This is a genomic window from Paenibacillus sp. Lou8.1 (genome assembly GCF_024213565.1).
GTDB classification, from domain to species: domain Bacteria; phylum Bacillota; class Bacilli; order Paenibacillales; family Paenibacillaceae; genus Paenibacillus; species Paenibacillus polymyxa_B.
In genome coordinates this window covers 185,126-203,005 of record NZ_JANAVN010000011.1, presented here as the reverse complement: position 1 = coordinate 203,005, position 17,880 = coordinate 185,126, and the positions used below count along the sequence as shown (strand labels likewise).

Annotated in this window: 19 protein-coding genes; 5 read left to right on the top strand and 14 right to left on the bottom strand. The window is 44.6% G+C overall.

Annotated elements, in window-relative coordinates; all coding sequences use genetic code 11:
- Positions 1 to 3 precede the first annotated feature (3 nt).
- From NLX78_RS17270 to NLX78_RS17240, 7 genes are all read right to left on the bottom strand, one after another.
- Positions 4 to 804, bottom strand: coding sequence for a response regulator (locus NLX78_RS17270; protein WP_254351079.1), 801 nt, complete (start codon positions 802 to 804; stop codon positions 4 to 6).
- 2 nt (positions 805 to 806) lie between these two features.
- Positions 807 to 2,573, bottom strand: coding sequence for a cache domain-containing sensor histidine kinase (locus NLX78_RS17265; RefSeq protein ID WP_254351078.1), 1,767 nt, complete (start codon positions 2,571 to 2,573; stop codon positions 807 to 809).
- A 276-nt stretch (positions 2,574 to 2,849) separates the two neighbouring features.
- The gene (locus NLX78_RS17260) at positions 2,850 to 3,842 is read right to left on the bottom strand and encodes a Gfo/Idh/MocA family protein (RefSeq protein WP_254351077.1); all 993 of its coding nucleotides are present in this window, start codon (positions 3,840 to 3,842) and stop codon (positions 2,850 to 2,852) included.
- A gap of 213 nt (positions 3,843 to 4,055) precedes the next feature.
- Positions 4,056 to 4,499, bottom strand: coding sequence for a HEAT repeat domain-containing protein (locus tag NLX78_RS17255; protein ID WP_254351076.1), 444 nt, complete (start codon positions 4,497 to 4,499; stop codon positions 4,056 to 4,058).
- A gap of 216 nt (positions 4,500 to 4,715) precedes the next feature.
- The gene (locus NLX78_RS17250; protein WP_023989787.1) at positions 4,716 to 5,057 is read right to left on the bottom strand and encodes a cupin domain-containing protein; all 342 of its coding nucleotides are present in this window, start codon (positions 5,055 to 5,057) and stop codon (positions 4,716 to 4,718) included.
- Positions 5,058 to 5,131: 74 nt separating this feature from the next.
- Positions 5,132 to 6,370, bottom strand: a complete 1,239-nt coding sequence (locus NLX78_RS17245) for a PTS ascorbate transporter subunit IIC (protein ID WP_254351075.1) — start codon at positions 6,368 to 6,370, stop codon at positions 5,132 to 5,134.
- A gap of 330 nt (positions 6,371 to 6,700) precedes the next feature.
- A complete protein-coding gene (locus tag NLX78_RS17240) occupies positions 6,701 to 7,723 on the bottom strand; it encodes a substrate-binding domain-containing protein (RefSeq protein ID WP_061828751.1) in 1,023 nt (340 codons plus the stop codon).
- A gap of 337 nt (positions 7,724 to 8,060) precedes the next feature.
- Here NLX78_RS17240 and NLX78_RS17235 point away from each other — a divergent pair, with 337 nt between their 5' ends.
- The 3 genes from NLX78_RS17235 (at position 8,061) to NLX78_RS17225 (ending at position 10,792) form a co-directional block, all read left to right on the top strand.
- Entirely contained in the window at positions 8,061 to 9,254 is a 1,194-nt protein-coding gene (locus NLX78_RS17235; protein ID WP_254351074.1) for a glycoside hydrolase family 5 protein, read from the top strand.
- A gap of 302 nt (positions 9,255 to 9,556) precedes the next feature.
- Positions 9,557 to 10,192 carry a LysE family translocator gene (locus NLX78_RS17230; RefSeq protein WP_069290131.1) on the top strand — a complete coding sequence of 212 codons (636 nt, stop codon included), beginning with the start codon at positions 9,557 to 9,559 and terminating at the stop codon, positions 10,190 to 10,192.
- Positions 10,193 to 10,462: 270 nt separating this feature from the next.
- Positions 10,463 to 10,792 carry a hypothetical protein gene (locus tag NLX78_RS17225; protein WP_061828748.1) on the top strand — a complete coding sequence of 110 codons (330 nt, stop codon included), beginning with the start codon at positions 10,463 to 10,465 and terminating at the stop codon, positions 10,790 to 10,792.
- On the opposite strand, the gene NLX78_RS17220 is transcribed toward NLX78_RS17225, so the two are convergent.
- From NLX78_RS17220 to NLX78_RS26580, 5 genes are all read right to left on the bottom strand, one after another.
- The gene (locus tag NLX78_RS17220) at positions 10,789 to 10,983 is read right to left on the bottom strand and encodes a hypothetical protein (RefSeq protein WP_254351073.1); all 195 of its coding nucleotides are present in this window, start codon (positions 10,981 to 10,983) and stop codon (positions 10,789 to 10,791) included. The two genes, NLX78_RS17225 and NLX78_RS17220, sit on opposite strands and share 4 nt — an antisense overlap.
- Positions 10,941 to 11,522, bottom strand: coding sequence for an NAD(P)H-dependent oxidoreductase (locus tag NLX78_RS17215; protein ID WP_103049409.1), 582 nt, complete (start codon positions 11,520 to 11,522; stop codon positions 10,941 to 10,943). The genes NLX78_RS17220 and NLX78_RS17215 overlap by 43 nt, the downstream gene beginning before the upstream one ends.
- A 73-nt stretch (positions 11,523 to 11,595) precedes the next feature.
- Positions 11,596 to 12,180 (bottom strand): TetR/AcrR family transcriptional regulator, encoded by a 585-nt coding sequence (locus NLX78_RS17210; RefSeq protein ID WP_069290133.1) that lies wholly within the window; start codon positions 12,178 to 12,180, stop codon positions 11,596 to 11,598.
- Between the two features lie 223 nt (positions 12,181 to 12,403).
- The gene (locus NLX78_RS26750; protein WP_367988353.1) at positions 12,404 to 12,550 is read right to left on the bottom strand and encodes a hypothetical protein; all 147 of its coding nucleotides are present in this window, start codon (positions 12,548 to 12,550) and stop codon (positions 12,404 to 12,406) included.
- A 71-nt stretch (positions 12,551 to 12,621) separates the two neighbouring features.
- A complete protein-coding gene (locus NLX78_RS26580) occupies positions 12,622 to 13,263 on the bottom strand; it encodes a DUF4183 domain-containing protein (protein WP_302057416.1) in 642 nt (213 codons plus the stop codon).
- Between the two features lie 443 nt (positions 13,264 to 13,706).
- Here NLX78_RS26580 and NLX78_RS17195 point away from each other — a divergent pair, with 443 nt between their 5' ends.
- On the top strand, positions 13,707 to 14,120 hold the full coding sequence (locus tag NLX78_RS17195; protein ID WP_061828743.1) for a DUF4183 domain-containing protein: 414 nt from the start codon (positions 13,707 to 13,709) through the stop codon (positions 14,118 to 14,120).
- Between the two features lie 161 nt (positions 14,121 to 14,281).
- Here NLX78_RS17195 and NLX78_RS17190 read toward each other — a convergent pair whose 3' ends face one another.
- Positions 14,282 to 15,019, bottom strand: coding sequence for a cyclase family protein (locus NLX78_RS17190; protein ID WP_061828742.1), 738 nt, complete (start codon positions 15,017 to 15,019; stop codon positions 14,282 to 14,284).
- Positions 15,020 to 15,381: 362 nt separating this feature from the next.
- Here NLX78_RS17190 and NLX78_RS17185 point away from each other — a divergent pair, with 362 nt between their 5' ends.
- The gene (locus tag NLX78_RS17185) at positions 15,382 to 16,665 is read left to right on the top strand and encodes a pectate lyase family protein (protein WP_254351072.1); all 1,284 of its coding nucleotides are present in this window, start codon (positions 15,382 to 15,384) and stop codon (positions 16,663 to 16,665) included.
- 145 nt (positions 16,666 to 16,810) lie between these two features.
- Here the strand turns inward: NLX78_RS17185 and NLX78_RS17180 are convergent, their stop codons facing one another.
- Positions 16,811 to 17,878, bottom strand: a complete 1,068-nt coding sequence (locus tag NLX78_RS17180; RefSeq protein WP_013311421.1) for an ABC transporter ATP-binding protein — start codon at positions 17,876 to 17,878, stop codon at positions 16,811 to 16,813.
- Positions 17,879 to 17,880: the final 2 nt, after the last annotated feature.

The following is a 17,880-nucleotide window of genomic DNA, read 5'->3' as shown; positions in this document are numbered from 1 at the left end:
CTGTCAGTCGATATTTTCCGGCCCTGTACGCATCTGCTGCCTGTAGCGGCTAGGACTTATCCCCTCGGTCGCTTTGAATACTTTAATAAAATATTTATCTGTCCGGTAGCCTGATCGCTCGCCGATTTGGGCAATCGTCAACTGGGTATGCAGCAGCAGCTCCTTGGCCCGTTGAATCCGCAGTCGATGCAGATATTCGCTGAAGGACAAACCACTTTGCTCCTTGAATAAAACACTAAAATAGCTCGCATTCAGGTGTGAATGCGCGGCAGTCTGCGCCATCGTAATGGATTCGTGAAGATGCTCCGCCATATAGATGAAGGCACGTCGTACCGGATCACTAAGAGTAGCCGCCTGGAGATCAAGCTCTAGCAGAACAGGGTCAGCCAGCTTGTCCAGCTTTTCGTACCGCTGCCGCTCCTCTTCCAGCCGAAGCGCTTCATTGACCGCATTCAGCAGCTCCTGCTTATCAATCGGTTTGAGCAAATAATTGACGGCTCCCAGACGAAGAGCCTGCTGGACATAATCAAATTCCGCATATCCCGAGATGACAATGATCGCTGGTCGTCGTGAATCCCGTTCCAGAGAGCGGATTAAATCCAGCCCACTGAATTCCGGCAACCGGACATCCGTAATCAACAGGTGAACTGTCTCCGCTCGCAGTATAGTTAATGCTTCCAAACCATTACCAGATGTCACAATCCGGTATTTCCCGGCGGCCCATTGCTCCAGTGTCTGGTGTATCCCCTGACGTGTTCGCTGTTCATCGTCTACAATGACAATGGTTTTGGATGAAACACTCATTCCTACCGCCCTCCATATTCATCAGGAATTTCAAAAGCGACCACAGTTCCTTCCTGCTCAGCACTATGTATCAGCATACCGTCCGTTGGATAAGATGCGCTGTCATAATAGAGAGCGAGCCTGCGCTGCACATTCACTAGTCCCATACCGGTTCCCTTGCTCTCGCAGGCTGCTCCCCCCATCAACGCTGTACGCACAGCTGCAAGTTCTTCCATTTTCATTCCAGGTCCGTTATCTATGACCGCGATCTTGGTCCAACCAGATCTGGTCGAAGGAGTGACACTGATTTCAACGCGGCCGTTGCCGATGCGATTTTCGACACCATGCAAAATGGCATTCTCTAGAATAGGCTGGATCAGCAGTTTAGGAAGCGGAATTCTAGCTGCCTCTGAAGGCATATGAATTTGCCAGCTCAGACGTTCACCCAGACGCATCTCCATCAGTTCCAGATAACGACGGATTTGCGCCATTTCTTCCCCGAGGGTCACCCAAGAGTCATGATGAGCCGGTTCGATAACATAACGAAACAGCCGCGACATGGACACCATCAGCCCGGCAAGCTCCTCCTCTCCCTTCTCCTGTAACGACCAGTTGAAAGCATCCAGCGTATTAAAAAGAAAATGCGGATTGATCTGCGCCTGCAGAGCTTTAAGCTCGGTCTGGCTTTGTAAAACCTCCTTCTCGCAAATAACACGGATCAATTCATTGATATCGACAATCATCGTATTGTACTCTGCGTTCAATTCTCGCAGCTCGACTGCTGCTGCCGGTTCTGGATTCAGGGCCAATGCCCCTTCCCGTGAACGACGCATCGCCTGAATCAAGTGACCTATCGGTCTTGTAATCAACGTAGACAACATAAAGGACATAAATAGGAATAGCACGGCACCAAGAGACGCGGAAATGATAAGTGTAGTCCGTAAAACCGTAATTCCATCTGTGACGACGCTAACCGGAATCAGGATCAGCAGCGACCAGCCCGTCCGCTCCGACTGCTGAACCGCCTTCACATATTCCCGCTCCCCAATATGAACCGTCTGTGTCTTGCTATGCAGTACACCTGACAAATCCGTCTGGTTCATTGGTTCACCCGACAGCAGCTGGCCTTGACGATCTACAAGCAGCATGGTTTCATCCGCTTCTTCATTGACCGCTGACGCACCATTCAGTCCAAAATAACTTCGCTCCATACGGGTAATCAAGTACCCTCCTCGTGAGAACCAGCGATCCACTAGACTTACCTGCCGAATTGCCAGCAGTGACCGAGGGTCTTCGGGATCAATACCGATCCAGACCAGTCTTCCTTTCATCTGATTCGCTTCACGAATGTCTGCCTGTCCGATACGTTCCTCCAGACTGCCCTCTCTAATCGGAAACAACATCTTTCCTTCGGCGGTATACAGCTCCAGCGAGCCGACACTCGGCATATATGCCTGATAGCTATGCATCACTTGCAGTAGGGATTGACGCTGTCCGAAATTTACCTTGCCCCCGTTACGCTCCTCCAGCAAAATATGCTGAACAGACGGGTGATTTGCGACCTGCTCCGTCAAGTTGTCCATCTGGCCGATTAATGCATCCAGCCTACCGCTTGCTTGTACCGCGGTCTGACCAATATGTCGCTCAGCACTGTCTTTTAACAAGTGAGACACATTGAGATAAATGAACGCCCCTGCTACACTCATCATAATGAGCATCACTAGTATAAATCCGATAAAAATCTGATTACGTAATGTGTTTAATGGCTGAAACCTTGACCTTGAACGCATATGCCTTCTCCCCCTGAACCATCGCAGAAAAAATGGGTGATGATAACGCTTTCCTTTTCCTATTCTATCGCATCATTCGTCTTTGTTGTCGTATTTCAGCAGAGATTAATCAAACTGGGCAGGAATGCTATGAAATTAAAAGGTCGTAGGGTAAACGAAAAATGACTCCCGACAAATGCAGGAGCCATCTACTGACCAGTTAAACCGAAGCTTCTTTCAGATCACCCAAACTAAGGTACCGTCCAGGCTCCGAAACTTGTATATGAAATGGGTATCCTATTGGAGCGCAGCCAAAATGCGGTCGCACAGCTCCATCGTTTTCACGTTGTCCCGTCCACTTGAATCAGGCGTCCGTCCTTCTTGGCAGCAGTTCATGAAATGTGCGATTTCACCAACAAAACCGCGCAAGTACAAATCACGGTATCCGCCCGACATCGCGGAGGCTGACGGTGTCAGAACCGTATCGTTTTCCGCAAGGGATTTCCAAGGAAGCTCTGTATGACTCTCCGACTTGTGAATGATCAGTGTGTTCACTTCATCCGCGTTCGCAAAACCGTGATCAAAGGTTACTGTGATCCCTTCACTCTCGCGTGTCCATGCTGTCATACCTGTGAAGTATACGCTGCCCACTACACCATTTTCAAATTTCAGGGCAATCGTATGGGAAATACACTCACCGTTATCGTTCGCAAATCCGGTAACCTGCACCACTTCCCCGAACAAATAACGTACCAGGTCGACCATATGAACCGCCGCCAGCTTCATGAAATCTTCGCCGGTTTTACAAAACAGGGTACTGTCCACGAGAAATTTCGCCTGAAATGAACGTGCGGCTCCAAGCGAGCCACCCTCAATCAATTCTTTTAATTTTATGTATACAGGTGCGTAGCGCTTCATGAAGCCGACCATCAGAACAACGCCTGCTGCTTCTGCCGCATCTGCAATTTGGGCCGCTTCCTCCGCATTCCAACCCAGTGGCTTGTCTACAAAGACATGTTTTCCAGCCTTAATGCAGTCTAGTACGAGCGAGGGATGATCTGCCGCTTGTGCAATCACGACAACTCCATCACAGTCTTCCTGCTCCAGCATAGCCTTGTAATTGTCATAAGGTGTGCCGCTGCTTCCAAACCGCTGAAGTGCTGTCTTCGATCTGCTTAGATCTCTAGTCGCAATCGCCTGAATTTCAGCTCCTGCCCCAATAACAGCAGGATATATATTGGTTGAAGCGTGAAAGCCCGCCCCGATAAAACACAGCTTCGCCTTGCTCATGTTAGTCCCTCCCATGTACACACTAAAATAATCCGATCCCATCGTACCATATTGCCGAAGTATATATACAGTGGCATAAAGATAAAGGGCGTGATTCTTAAGGAGAACAAGCTAAAAAAACCTTAACAAAGATAATCCCTTATCCTTGTTAAGGCTCTGTCTGCATCACCAGTATTGATCCTTAAATACACATTCAATTACAGGGTTCAGACATTATCTTGTAGATAACGAAGCCCATTTTTGCTCCAGCCACTGATCAAATTCAGCACCCTTGTCGCCTTCGTAGATGTCATAAATATCGACTCTCATCTTGTGCAGCTTCTCGCGAAAATCGTTATAGGTATGGTCGGCTGGCAGGCTTTTTTTAATCCGCACCAGAATCTTCGTCATACCCTTAACAAGTTCACCCTCTTTGCGCACAGGCGGCTGTACATTCTCGCCCCATTCCTGAAGTCTGCGGTAAGCGGCTTCCTGAACGGCATATACCGTATCATTATTCAAACGGTGTGTCAGCAAGTCAATCGTCTGCTGATTCTTCCATGCACCCAGATCATTTACCGCGGCTAGGCGTGTTTTCCAATCGGAGGTTCGGTTTGCAGCTACTTTAAGCTGCTCATATACTTCTGCAAATTCTTGCTGAGTTTCGTTGTTTTCCAAAATCATCTCATCCTTTTCTAAAAATCACTATATTACTGTTCATCACGATTGCCGTTTGTTAAATATAACATACTTGCAGGTCTTCTTCTAAAAAAGATAAAAATGAAATGTATTGGACATGCCAGAAGGCATCATCCGCCTCAGTTGGTTGCCGCGGAAAGGCTTCGTAAATCCCTCCAGATCTCGGGGTAGATAAACCGTATTTTGTAAGGGGATTTACAGAAAATCTGCACGTGCTGGTGTAAATGCATCTAGCAGAATACCGCCATCCTCCAGTGGGATACAGCCATGAAGAGTATCGGATGGAAAATGGATGCTGTCTCCTTCTTTGACGGTCTGGACTTCCTTGGTTTCGCCATTATCGATCATGAACTTAAAACTTCCCTTTATTACATAAGTGACTTGCTCATGGACATGCTTATGCAACAGGATCTCCCCTGTTTGGGCTTTAGCAAACATCACTTTGACATACATAAGCTGGTCGCTGTGGGCCAGCACTTTCCGGGTGGTATTACTGTCAACGATGTCAATTTGAATATCTTGGTCGTTAAAAAACATGGATAATTCCTCCTCTTTTTAAGCACAAATGATTTAGATAAGTTATTTTGAAAAAATTCATAAATCGATTTAGTTTAAAACCAGCGAAAAATAAGCCAAAGTACTCCGGAAAGGGTAGTAAAGTCGGGATCGGCGAACGTTACCCCTTCGGCACCCAAAAAAGAAAAGAGCGGCAAGGTGAGAGCCGGCAGCAGACAGAGCAAGAATCCATTAAGACAACTGGAAATAACAGCTCCTCTGAAACCACCGCTGGAATTGCCGAATATCGCGGCTGCACCACCAGCAAGGAAGCAGGCCATGATCCCCGGCACAATGACAGGCAATCCGATAAACGGGAAAAGAAAGACGCAGGCAACGCCTGTGAAGAAGCTGACCAAGAAGCCTACCAACGCGGAATTGGGTGATTTATCGAACAGTACCAGAACATCCACACCAGGGATTGCTCCAGGTGCGAACACTTGGGAGAAGCCTTTGAAAGCGGGTACAATTTCAGTTGTGAACAGCTTAACACCTGCTTTTGCGATATACAAGCCGGCAGCAAAAATAGCTGACTGTTCGAGGATAAAGACGATATATTCTTTGCCATCCGATAATTTGCTGACATAATCAGAACCAGCAACCAGTCCAGATACCAGTAAAAGCACAAGCATCGTCAAGGTCGTTGCAACATTGGGGTCGCGCAAAAAACTGATGCGGTCATTAATGTTCACATTTTCGGTGTCATTTTCACGGTTGCCAAAAACTTTCCCTAAATAGGTACCTAGAATGTAAGAGGTCATGGAAGCGTGAGCAATCGTATATTCATCCGATTTAATAATGTTTTTGCTGGCATTTCGGAGTAGGTAAGGAAACACCGCCATATAGCTCCCGATTACCAAAGAACCGACGATGATCGTAGTCAGCGAACTAAGGCCCAGACCTTTCATAACGGCTGTAGCGGCAAAGCTCATAAACAAAATCAAGTGAAGAGACAAATAAATGTACTTGAACTTGGTCAGACGGGCAAGCACGATGTTAAGGATCATGGAAAAGAGCAGAATAAGCGCAGCATCCGCCCCGATCTGATCAATGGTTAGTGCCATAATGGCTTCATTGCTGGGTACGACACCTTTAAGGTTGAACGCATAAGAAAAAATTTGGCTAAATTTAGTGAGGACGCCTCCTAAAATGCCGCCGCCCACCTTGATCATGGTGAAGCCCATAAAAGAAAGGGTGGTTCCCGTAATGATCTCCGATACTTTTTTCCTCTGGAATATAAGGCCCAGTAATGTCACAATCGCGATAATGATGGATGGCTCCCTGATAATGCTCATAAACATTTCCATAGTGATCTCCGACTTTCTTTTATTTATTTTCATTCTTACTAAATCGATTTAGTAATACTCGAAAAAAATTTCCCTTCCGGGAATGTAAAAAAAAGCAGAATCATTTTTGTGAATTAAATCACAACTAACTCCATACATTATTCGTCTAAGCTTCATTCCTCCCCTCTCTTCAATCGCAACATCACTAAAATCAGGACATACATAAATGAAAGGGTATTCATGACTCGAATCATAAGATCATTATAGCTCTTTATTTTCTTTTTACAATAGAATTCATAAAAACGTTTTCAAAAAGATAAAAAGCACTTATTCAATCATTCAGTTCAGTTTTTGGACAGATTCTCTGTGGTTAATGACCGGATTCATTCGGATGATTTCTGACAGTTCCTCATGATCCTGTTCTTTTTGATCAATTTTCTCCAGCAGTAGCCGGGCACTTCTTTTCCCCATTTCAAAACTCGGCTGGGAAACGGTGGTGATCGGCGGATTATAAAAAGACGCAAAGGATACATCATCTATGCCAATCAAGGAAAAATCATTAGGTATGGTCAGATGATTATTTTTTGCATAAATCAGCACCTGCTCCAAAATCATGTCATTCGTAGCAATGATTGCAGTGGGCGGATTCTCCATGTGGAATAGTTGTCCAATCAGATTGGGCATTTCATCCAACCTGCCGCTTTTGATGTAGTTTTCATTCACTGGGATGTCATGTTTGCCCAACGTATTTCGATAACCTGACAGTCGCTCACTTCGTGTAGTGATCGCTTTTTTGCCTAAGGGGAACGTGATAATCCCAATGTTGTTATGACCATGCTCAATGAGTGCTTCAACCGCAAGCTCGCTGGCCTTTTCATTATTCAACAGCACTGTGTCTACGCTGATTTCATCGATTTTTCGGTCCACAAACACGAAAGGATAGCCATTCTTGACAAGGGAAACATATAATTTCTTGTTCTCTTCCGTCGGGAAAATGATAAGTCCATCCACTTGCCGAGCAATCATCGACTGGACATACTTTTTCTCTTTGAGCGAATCATCATCGGTATTGCAGACAATGACCTGGACATTTTCCAGTTGGCATTCATCTTCAATGGCACGCACGACTTCTGTAGTAAATCTCGATAAAATGGTTGAAGAAATAACCCCCACAATGAAGGTCTTCTTCTGCTTGAGACTACGTGCCACCTCATTGGGTATATAACTGAGATCCTCAATCGCTTGCTCGATCTTCTTCTTGGTGTTTTCACTCATATAGTTGTATCTCTTTTGTAGAAACTGCGAAACTGTACTCTTCGACACCCCGGCACGTTCTGCAACTTCCTTCATCGTTGTTACCATAATTACCCTCCTTTCCTTTTTGCATGTCAGGCGTGTTATTTTATCAAATATATATTCTGCAACCTGTATGTAAAGTGAATTTCACTTTATTATATACCTTCTTTTACAGCAGGAAAATATAATAAATAAAGAGTTAGAGCGTGCCATCCAGCCCATAAACAACCGCTCCCACAAAAGCTGGACACTAAGCTTAACCATCCGTTGTTACGAATCTATTGAATTCGAACGAAATCTTAGAAAGATACGAATTTTATGAACTTGTTTGATGGAAGATTTGAACATAAAATAAAAATGTAATCGGTTACAATTTCTTTTAAATAAAGGAGGAAGCAGAATTATGAAGAAAAAAGGAATGAAAAAAACATTTTTCGTCATTGCCTCCCTCGTAATGGGCTTCACACTGTATGGCTATACTCCCGCTTCAGTAGATGCAGCCAGTGTGAAAGGATATTATCACACCCAAGGAAACAAGATTGTAGACGAATCCGGGAAAGAGGCGGCATTTAACGGTCTGAACTGGTTCGGTTTGGAAACCCCTAATTATACCTTGCATGGACTGTGGAGCCGTTCAATGGACGACATGTTAGATCAAGTGAAGAAAGAAGGCTACAATCTGATTCGTCTGCCTTACAGCAATCAGTTGTTCGATTCCAGTTCTCGTCCAGACAGTATTGATTATCACAAAAACCCTGATCTGGTCGGATTAACTCCGATTCAAATTATGGACAAGCTGATCGAAAAAGCTGGACAACGCGGTATTCAGATTATCCTTGACCGTCACCGTCCAAGCTCAGGTGGGCAATCCGAGCTGTGGTACACATCCCAGTACCCTGAGTCTCGCTGGATTAGCGACTGGAAAATGTTGGCTGATCGTTATAAAAACAACCCTACCGTCATTGGTGCGGATTTACACAATGAGCCACACGGTCAAGCAAGCTGGGGCACAGGCAATGCCTCCACAGACTGGCGTCTGGCGGCACAACGTGCAGGGAATGCGATTCTGTCCGTGAATCCGAATTGGCTGATTCTCGTAGAAGGTGTAGACCACAATGTACAAGGCAACAACAGCCAATACTGGTGGGGTGGCAACCTGACAGGTGTAGCCAACTATCCTGTCGTTCTGGACGTACCGAACCGTGTCGTATATTCTCCACATGATTACGGCCCTGGTGTGTCTTCGCAGCCATGGTTCAACGATCCGGCCTTCCCGTCCAACTTGCCAGCGATCTGGGATCAAACCTGGGGCTACATCAGCAAGCAAAACATAGCTCCGGTACTGGTCGGTGAATTCGGCGGTCGTAATGTTGATTTGTCTTCTTCTGAGGGGAAATGGCAAAATGCACTCGTAGACTATATTGGTGCCAACAACCTGTACTTTACGTACTGGTCCCTGAATCCGAATAGTGGCGACACAGGCGGGCTGCTGCTGGATGACTGGACTACCTGGAATCGTCCGAAGCAAGATATGCTGAGTCGAATTATGAAGCCTGTTGTTTTCGTAGCGGAACAAGCGAAAGCAACCGCAGAATAGGCCTGTCGCCTGCTCCACGGGTATATGACAACGGCCCATCCTTTGGGCATTTGACACAGGACAGGCTGCCCATGTTTTTTGCTAATTATCGTGAATGAGTAACTACGTAGTATACTCTCATTGTAAAAGCCGCTTTCCCTCCTTCAGGATCAGGTCATGCCAGACCTATGGAGGGGTGAAAAGCGGTTTTTTTAGGTAAACTTACATAAACGTATAACAGATATTGAAGATTGACAATGAGCTATTTACTAAATTATCATTACCTTTTAATGTATTTCATAATGAAGAGGTGGTGCTCAAAAATGTTTGGAATTGTAAATTATGAAGTATTTTTGCTTACTGGAATCCTCCTAAATCTAATTCCTGGTGCAGACACAATGTATATAATTGGAAAAAGTGTTGCGCAGGGGAGAAAAGCCGGTGTGTATTCTGTTTTCGGTATCATTAGTGGTTCTTTGATCCATACGCTGTTAGTTGCTTTTGGTTTGTCAATTATACTTACAAAGTCAATTATCTTGTTCAACATGATTAAAATAATTGGAGTTATTTATTTAGTTTATTTAGGAGTAAGAATGTTATTGGATAAAACAAATGCAAGTTTTAGTGCCTCTGAATCCAATAAACAACACAGTAACAGAAAAACATATTTACAAGGGATGATGACAAGTCTTACGAATCCCAAGGTTTCTTTGTTTTTCATTGCCTTTCTTCCACAATTTATTGATACAAAGGCTTCTGGTCCCATTCCATTTATCATTTTAGGACTTACATTTTCGTTCACCGGATTATTATGGTGCTTGTTTATTGCCTATTTTTCCTCTTACATTACCCAAAAAATAAAAGTCAACCAAAGGCTTGGCAGCTATTTAAACAAAATAACCGGGATAATCTTCATCGGATTAGGATTAAATCTTCTTCGAGCAAAGGCTCCTCAATAAACTTGATTAATTGTTCACAGTGTTCCACTAACAGGAACATTTTTGAATTCATCATATGACCACCTACATAGCTAAATGGTGGTCATATTTTTTTCAAAAATCGACACAATAAAAAAATAGCAAACTAAGCTTTTTCTCCCCTTTTTGACACATCCCTTCCAGTTTTACACATTGTAAATCCCACAATGAATGGGTCATTTTGTAAACTAAATCTCTCTTTTAACCGATAAATACATATGTTGGATTTAAATTTAGGAAGGAAGATTTCATGTGATTATTTGGAAGGGTTTCGGTATTTTAAACATCGTTATTCCAGGGATCTTATTTGTTATTGTCGGGAGTTTAGTATCCGCTCTAGGGCTTGACTCCATAGATTCCCGGCTACCGATGGCTTTTGTGTTCATTGTGTCGGGGGTTATTATCTGGTACTTGGGAAAGGCGCTTAACGCCGACTCGGACAAAGTGCTAGTTGATATGGAAACGGGGCAACGTTATCGAATGGGAACCCAGCACAGCCTGTTTTTTATCCCTATGCATTATTGGGGCCCTGCCGGTCTAGCGATCGGATTTATTTTAATCGTTGCATCGATATTTATTTAACGTTGATTGCAAACATGAGCGATTCCAAACACCGCAATGCGAGCCAGTTGCTCCCATTGCGGTGTTTTTTCTTTTTGAAGGTCAATTATGATCAGATACCACCATGGTTTACCTGTAGCCAATGGATTTGGGGCAGGCAGGCGAAAACCTAGCTCATGCTTCGTCCCAGCTGCTCCACCTTGCTCAGCCAATCGTTGCGCTGCTGATCCGATAATTTATTCATGAGATCAATCGCAGTAGAATGCACTGGTTTGACACCACATAGATGCAGCGTGGAATCCTTCATCATTCGATGCCCAGGCTGTCCCTGGAAAAATCGGTAGTACCAGTGTGGACCGTCCATCGTTGTAATGAGGCGGGCCGTTCTTCCTTTTAGAAGCTTGTCAGGCAGGGGTTTTCCTTTTTGATACTTAAACGCAAATCCCGGCATAAAGGTACGGTCAATGAATCCTTTCATTAATGCAGGCAAGCTGCCCCACCAGATCGGAAAGACAAAAACGAGATGTTCTGCCCATTTAATCGACTCCTGTGCTTGAATCAAATCAGGCTCCAGCGGCAATTTATTACGATATCCACCTAATAGATTTGGATTAAAATCAAGCTCGGATAGCTGCAACAAACGAACCTCTGCCCCTGCGGCCTTCGCCCCTTTTACATAGGATTGAGCCAACGCTTCTCCATAACTGCCAGCGACAGGATTCCCTTGAATTACCAATATTTTTTTAGACATATAAACCATTCCTACCTTCATATTATGTTTTTAGTTAGAAAACACTAACTTTATATTTAAAAAGAAAAGGTCACTACTGACCTTTACTTAATAAAGCAGTTAAACGTTGTTTGACCTCTGTTGCAAATGGGACCAACTGCTGTGGAAGTTCACCTTCCAGGCTGGACACGGACAAGCGTGTAATAGCTCCAATGATGAGCACACCGGATAGCTGAGCATCCTGCTTCGGCAGTTCACCTTGTTGAATCCCCTGTTCGATGAATTCAGTCAACGCCTCCAGCGGCTGACGGACATTTTGGCTCTGGCTTGCTTCAACATACAACTCATGATGCTGTGATAGTAGAAGCAAGCCATACTGGTCCTCATCATGCATATTCAGCACTTCATCCACCAGTTGATGGAAACGACTGACGAAGCTCCCACTCTGCTTGCGATAGAAGTCAATTAATGTGGTGTAGCTATTGCAATATTGCCCGAATACTTCCAAGGCCATCGCATCTTTACTCTTAAAATGCTTATAAATCGCGGCATCCGTCACACCGGCAGCCTCTCCAATTTCTTTGACCGAAATCCCGTCAATTCCTTTGGTTGCAAATAAGCACATCGCTGCCTGCAGAATATCTTTCTTTTTGCTGTCTATATGTGTTTTCTTATTCATAAGCTTATAGTAAGCGATAACTAACTAAAATGCAAATTATATTTATGCAGGCTCATTCCCTCTTCATACCTTCATTTAAAATATATTGAATCCAACCTAATACACCATGTTTTTATATGTGATTAATTATAAACACCTTAAATTATACGTGTATCACCCCATTTTATTCATATAAAATAGATATGTAACCGAATAAAACGGGCGCTAGGACAGTTGGGACTAATTATGCTTGAGATGCACGCAGCCACCCAGCAGGGAAAAGACTCAGGCAATCTTGGCCTATGGAGCGACGAGCACATTTCCCCGCTGCAAAAAAGTCGTGCAAGCCATCCATGACCAAGGCTCCAAAGTCGGTCTTCAGCTTTGGCATGTCGGATGCAAAGGCTCGTTGCCCCAAGAAACAGCTGTATCTGCCTCTGGGTTGCCTCACCGCAAACCGTATCATCCACTGGATCGCACACTAAATTGGACAATTTCCACAATAATAGGTGTGCCGGAGAGAATTGCCTCTCCTTCGTTAAGGCGAATCGTCAGCGATTCAGGTGTCAGGCTATACAATGTGCTTTCTTGTATCATGCCGTTAATGTATAGATTGGCGTAACTGTTGCTTCCGACATTAAAACGCTGAAAGACCTCCTGTACACCATCTACAGAAAATTGATCTACCATAATCGTGATTGAAGATTCAATTGTAGCAGGCGCAAAATAAAAATACCGCTCAGCTATGGGTATAATTTCAATATTTGAAATGTCAGCTGCCGGACCGGTTGGGCCTGTTATTCCTTGGGCGCCGGTAGGGCCCGCTATGCCCTGTGCTCCAGTAGGGCCAGGTGCACCTGTTGCACCTGAACTACCTTGGACTCCAGCCGGACCTGGCACTCCTGGCGCTCCCCGTGTTCCTGCTGGACCCTGTATTCCTTGGACTCCCGGTGCTCCCGCAGTTCCCGGTATGCCTTGCGCTCCTGCTAAACCTGGAATGCCTTGTACTCCGGTCAAACCAGTTTCACCCTGTAACCCTGTCAAACCGGGAATGCCTTGTGCTCCTGTCGAACCCGGAACACCTCGCTTTCCCGTCTGGCCCATTCTTTTCCTCCGCTTGACAGGAATATTTCTACACCGCCGGTGCATGATTAGCTTTGGATGCTTTTTGGCATTGAACCTTGTTTTTGTTCTACCTTGGAATGAATAACTTGTTTTACACTTTTTACGTTTGTTGGTCTTGCAATGTACGGTTCTCTTTCCTTGCCTTCTTAGTGATGAATCGCGTCTCCTCATACCAGCCGTATGCACCTCCTTCTCTCATGCTATGTATTGTATGCACATCCCCCTTTAGGGTTTTAGGCATCTGTAGCATGCCGATTCCAAGTATTCGCTTCCATCTATATTTGTAGCAAAATAGGGCCTTCTCCATTTACCCTATTATTAATAGAAAGGTTAATATGCCGTTTCCAAATAGGTTGAAAAATCATTTATTGATTAAGAGCCAGCGAATGGCTCATTACCAGTAAAGAAAGGAGATGAGAACTATGCCAATCATAAAACCTGTGTTCACAGCAGTAGCTACAGCTCCAGTGTCAACAGGTGGTGCCGTAACCACGACTATAGCCCCAGCCACGACTCGCTTTTTTGCAACCATTACAGCTGGAATGATCGGAGCAACAGTAACAACCGTTCCTGCTGCAAGTTTTGTAGATGACGCTGATGCTCCAGTTGTTGCTTTGCCAACATTAGCAGCTACGGATTCTTCTAATTATTATATTAACGGAGTTATTCAGCAGAGCTCCTTATTCACCCTAACCACAGCAAGTTTGGTCATTGCCTCCGTAGATATTACACCAGGTGTCCCAGTTGTTATAGAAATAACAGATTTTAGCAGTACAACCTCCACCATATCAACTCAGCCCACCATCTCTGCCCCTACCGTAACGATTATCACTTAAGACGTTTCATTATTTTGATTCAAGATGGACTGAACGGTCATTCACGCTGTACATTACCCCATATAAGCTAGAAAAGACCGATTCAGATGTCGATATCTGAATCGGTCTTTTAGTTCAAGATGATAATATTATCGTTTTATCAATGACTGAGTACTGTATGGTTAAGGCAAAATAGCAAAGGAGCGCACCGGAAATCCGGGGGAATCCTGAATGCTCGGAACGATATTATATATAACCGCGCCCGTCGGGGGCAGCTTGTCCAAATTCGTCAGCACCTCAACTTGATAACGATCTTGCTCCAATATGTAATATTCCCCTACCAGCTTGCCAGCATTGCGATAAGCTACAGAGGAATCAGTATCTAGTGTTTCATGTCCAATGGCAGCTACATTCCGTTCTTCTACCAAAAAGCGTAGCGCTTCCAGCGACCAGCCCGGACAGTGTGCATCTCCAGCGTCGTCCTTGTTTGAGAAGGCATCTGAATCAGGCCAACGTTTGCTCCAATCACTGCGAAAAGCGACAAAGGACTGATCAGCAATGCGTCCATGCTCTTTCTCAAAGTCCAAAATATCCGCAACCGTAAGTTCATAGTCAGAATTGGCTGCAACGGCTGCTGAACGGTCAATGACAACTAGCGGCAAAACCAGTTCCTTCAACGAAAGCTCATGCAAGTAACGTTTGCCCTTCACAAAATGAACGGGTGCGTCAATATGAGTCCCATACTGACCGGGAAAGCAGTATTGTTTTACAAAAAAGCCATCGTCGTGGGTAAACAGGGTATCCACCTGAACATTATCGAATACTGGAAAATGAGGGATTTCAGGATAAAAAGCGTGGGACAAATCTACCCACTCTTTTTGCTTCAACAACTTCAAGATATCTGCTAAATGCTCTGCCATGATGCCCATTCCTCCTCAGCTTTATTACAAGCCATTTTACCTGAGGATTCTTCAAAAATCTATAAATCGAAATGAAATCGTTAACATTCTGAGAAAAACACATAAACAATTCCATATATTCATATATACATTTCCTATTTCGTGTGATTGTTAACGTTTTCATTATTACATATACGTATTGATTGGAAAAAGAAGGGGTCTATTGAATTATATAAAAAATTCGACAAAAATTTTAGTATGTAACTTTTATTATATTAACAAATACTGGAACACGAAGTATGATAGAAAATGTAGAAACCACAGGAGCACCCGGGACTCCCTTCGTTCATCTACTCCATTAATCCAATATACGGAGGTATTTTATGAAAAAGAGATTTTCACTCGGAATCGCAGCGGCTCTACTGTTCACTACTCTGGCTCCTATAGGTGCACCTGCTCATGCAGCCAGCGATATTGGCAAGGAGACGCTCGGCAGCAAAAACGGATGGGCAGCCTTTTCTACAGGCACAACAGGTGGAGCTGCGGCGACTACCTCCAATATTTTCACCGTAACGAATCGCAAACAACTTGTCGATGCCTTAGGCAAGAGCAGCAACACAGCGCCTAAAATCATTTATGTCAAAGGCACGATCAACGCCAACGTCGATGACAATAATAAACCGTTAGGATTGGACGACTACAAGGACCCTAAATATAATTTTGACGCCTACCTCAAAGCGTATGACCCATCCACATGGGGGAAAAAGGCTCCGTCTGGCACATTGGAAAAGGCACGCGAAGCTTCACAAAAAAATCAAGCCAGTCGTGTCGTCATTGATATTCCGTCCAATACAACCATTGTCGGGCTGGGTAGCGACGCCGTCATTAACGGCGCAAACCTCCAGCTAAAAAAAGGGACAGACAACGTCATTATCCGTAATATTGAGTTCCAGGATGCCTATGATTATTTTCCTCAGTGGGACCCAACGGACGGCAGCACAGGCAACTGGAATTCGGAATATGACAGCATTACAATTAACGGCGCCACACATGTATGGGTAGACCACAATACCTTCAATGATGGATCTCACCCTGATAGCCAAAACGGTACGTTTTACGGTCAAGAATACCAGCATCATGATGGACTTCTTGATGTGATTAACCAAGGCGATCTGGTTACGGCTTCTTACAATCACTTTTACGATCATGATAAATCGTCGATTATTGGCAACAGCGACAGCAAAACAGCAGATGAAGGAGCTTTACGTGTAACCTTGCATCACAACTATTATGAAAACACGGTACAACGCACACCACGCGTGCGGTATGGACAAGTCCATCTGTACAACAATTACTATACAGGTGATGTAAAACGCTCCGAATATCCTTCACTGTATATATGGGGTGCAGGTAAATCCTCCAAAATCTTCGCCGAAAACAATGTCATTGACGTTGCCGGTTTATCTGCAGCTAAAATCGTGACTGTCTTTGGAGGAACTGCCCTGTCAGATACGGGCACAATCCTGAATGGACAAGCTGTTAACGCAGGCTCCAGCGTGGGTCTTAGCTCCTCTGTAGGCTGGAAACCATCGCTGAACGATAAAATTTCCCCATCCGCCAGTGTGAAGGCAGAAGTCACTTCCCAAGCCGGTTCCGGTAAGCTGTAAGCACTGCCCGCTAACACCAATAACCACAGGCTCATACAACCTATGATTTTACACCAAAAAGGCTGTTTCCTCCGTAGAATGATTCCACACGGAGAGAACAGCCCTTTTTATTTCTCATTGGTTTAGTTATAAATTACGTTGCGTATTAACTGCCGTATTGTTCTACCAAAACCGGCTTTTCAAATGCGTTATCCAGCTTACGAAGTTTAGCCTTTACCGCTTCTGGTGGCTCAACCGCAGGCGCATCTGGATGCAGCAACCATGATTTTACAAAGTGCGTATCGGATAATTGAAAGAGTGGAGGCTCTTTCTCAAAGTCAATTTTCATAGCATAAGAACTGCGGGCTGCAAAAGCATCCCCTACAGGTGGGTGAAGCAGATCCGGAGGTGTTCCCGGAATAGCTGCCAGCTTCTGACCATGGCTGTCCAAACTTGGCATAGAAGCGAGAAGGCCCCATGTATATGGATGTTTCGGGTTGTAGAAAATTTCATTAACCGTACCTGTTTCCACGATTTGTCCTGCGTACATAACGGCAACACGATCCGCCATCTTCGCCACAACACCGAGGTCATGCGTAATAAAGATGATGGAAGTATCGATCTTTTTCTGAAGATCCTTCATCAGCTCCAAAATTTGAGCTTGAATCGTTACGTCCAACGCTGTCGTCGGCTCATCGGCAATCAGAAGTTTCGGATTAGCAGCCAATGCCATCGCAATGACGACACGTTGACGCATACCGCCACTAAATTCATGCGGATATTGGTTAAAACGCTGTTCAGGATGTGGAATGCCTACCAGATTCAGCAACTCAATACCCCGCTTGCGAGCAGCATCCTTGGATATTTTTTCATGCTTGAAAAGCACTTCCGTGATCTGCTTGCCGACTTTCATCGTCGGGTTAAGCGAAGTCATTGGGTCCTGAGAAATCAGGCCAATTTCCTTACCACGAATTTTTTGCATCTGTTTTTCTGTTTTATTAATCAGCTCTTGTCCGTCAAACATAATTTGACCCTTTTGATAGATGCCCGGAGGGGTCGGAATCAACTTCATAACAGCTTGTGAGGTTACACTTTTGCCTGAGCCGGATTCGCCCACAATCGCCAGCGTCTCTCCTTTATTGACATGAAAGTTTACGCCACGAATGGCCTGCACTAGTCCCTGACGGGTCTTGAAAGATATCGTTAAGTCCTTCACTTCCAAAAGGCGGTTCATCT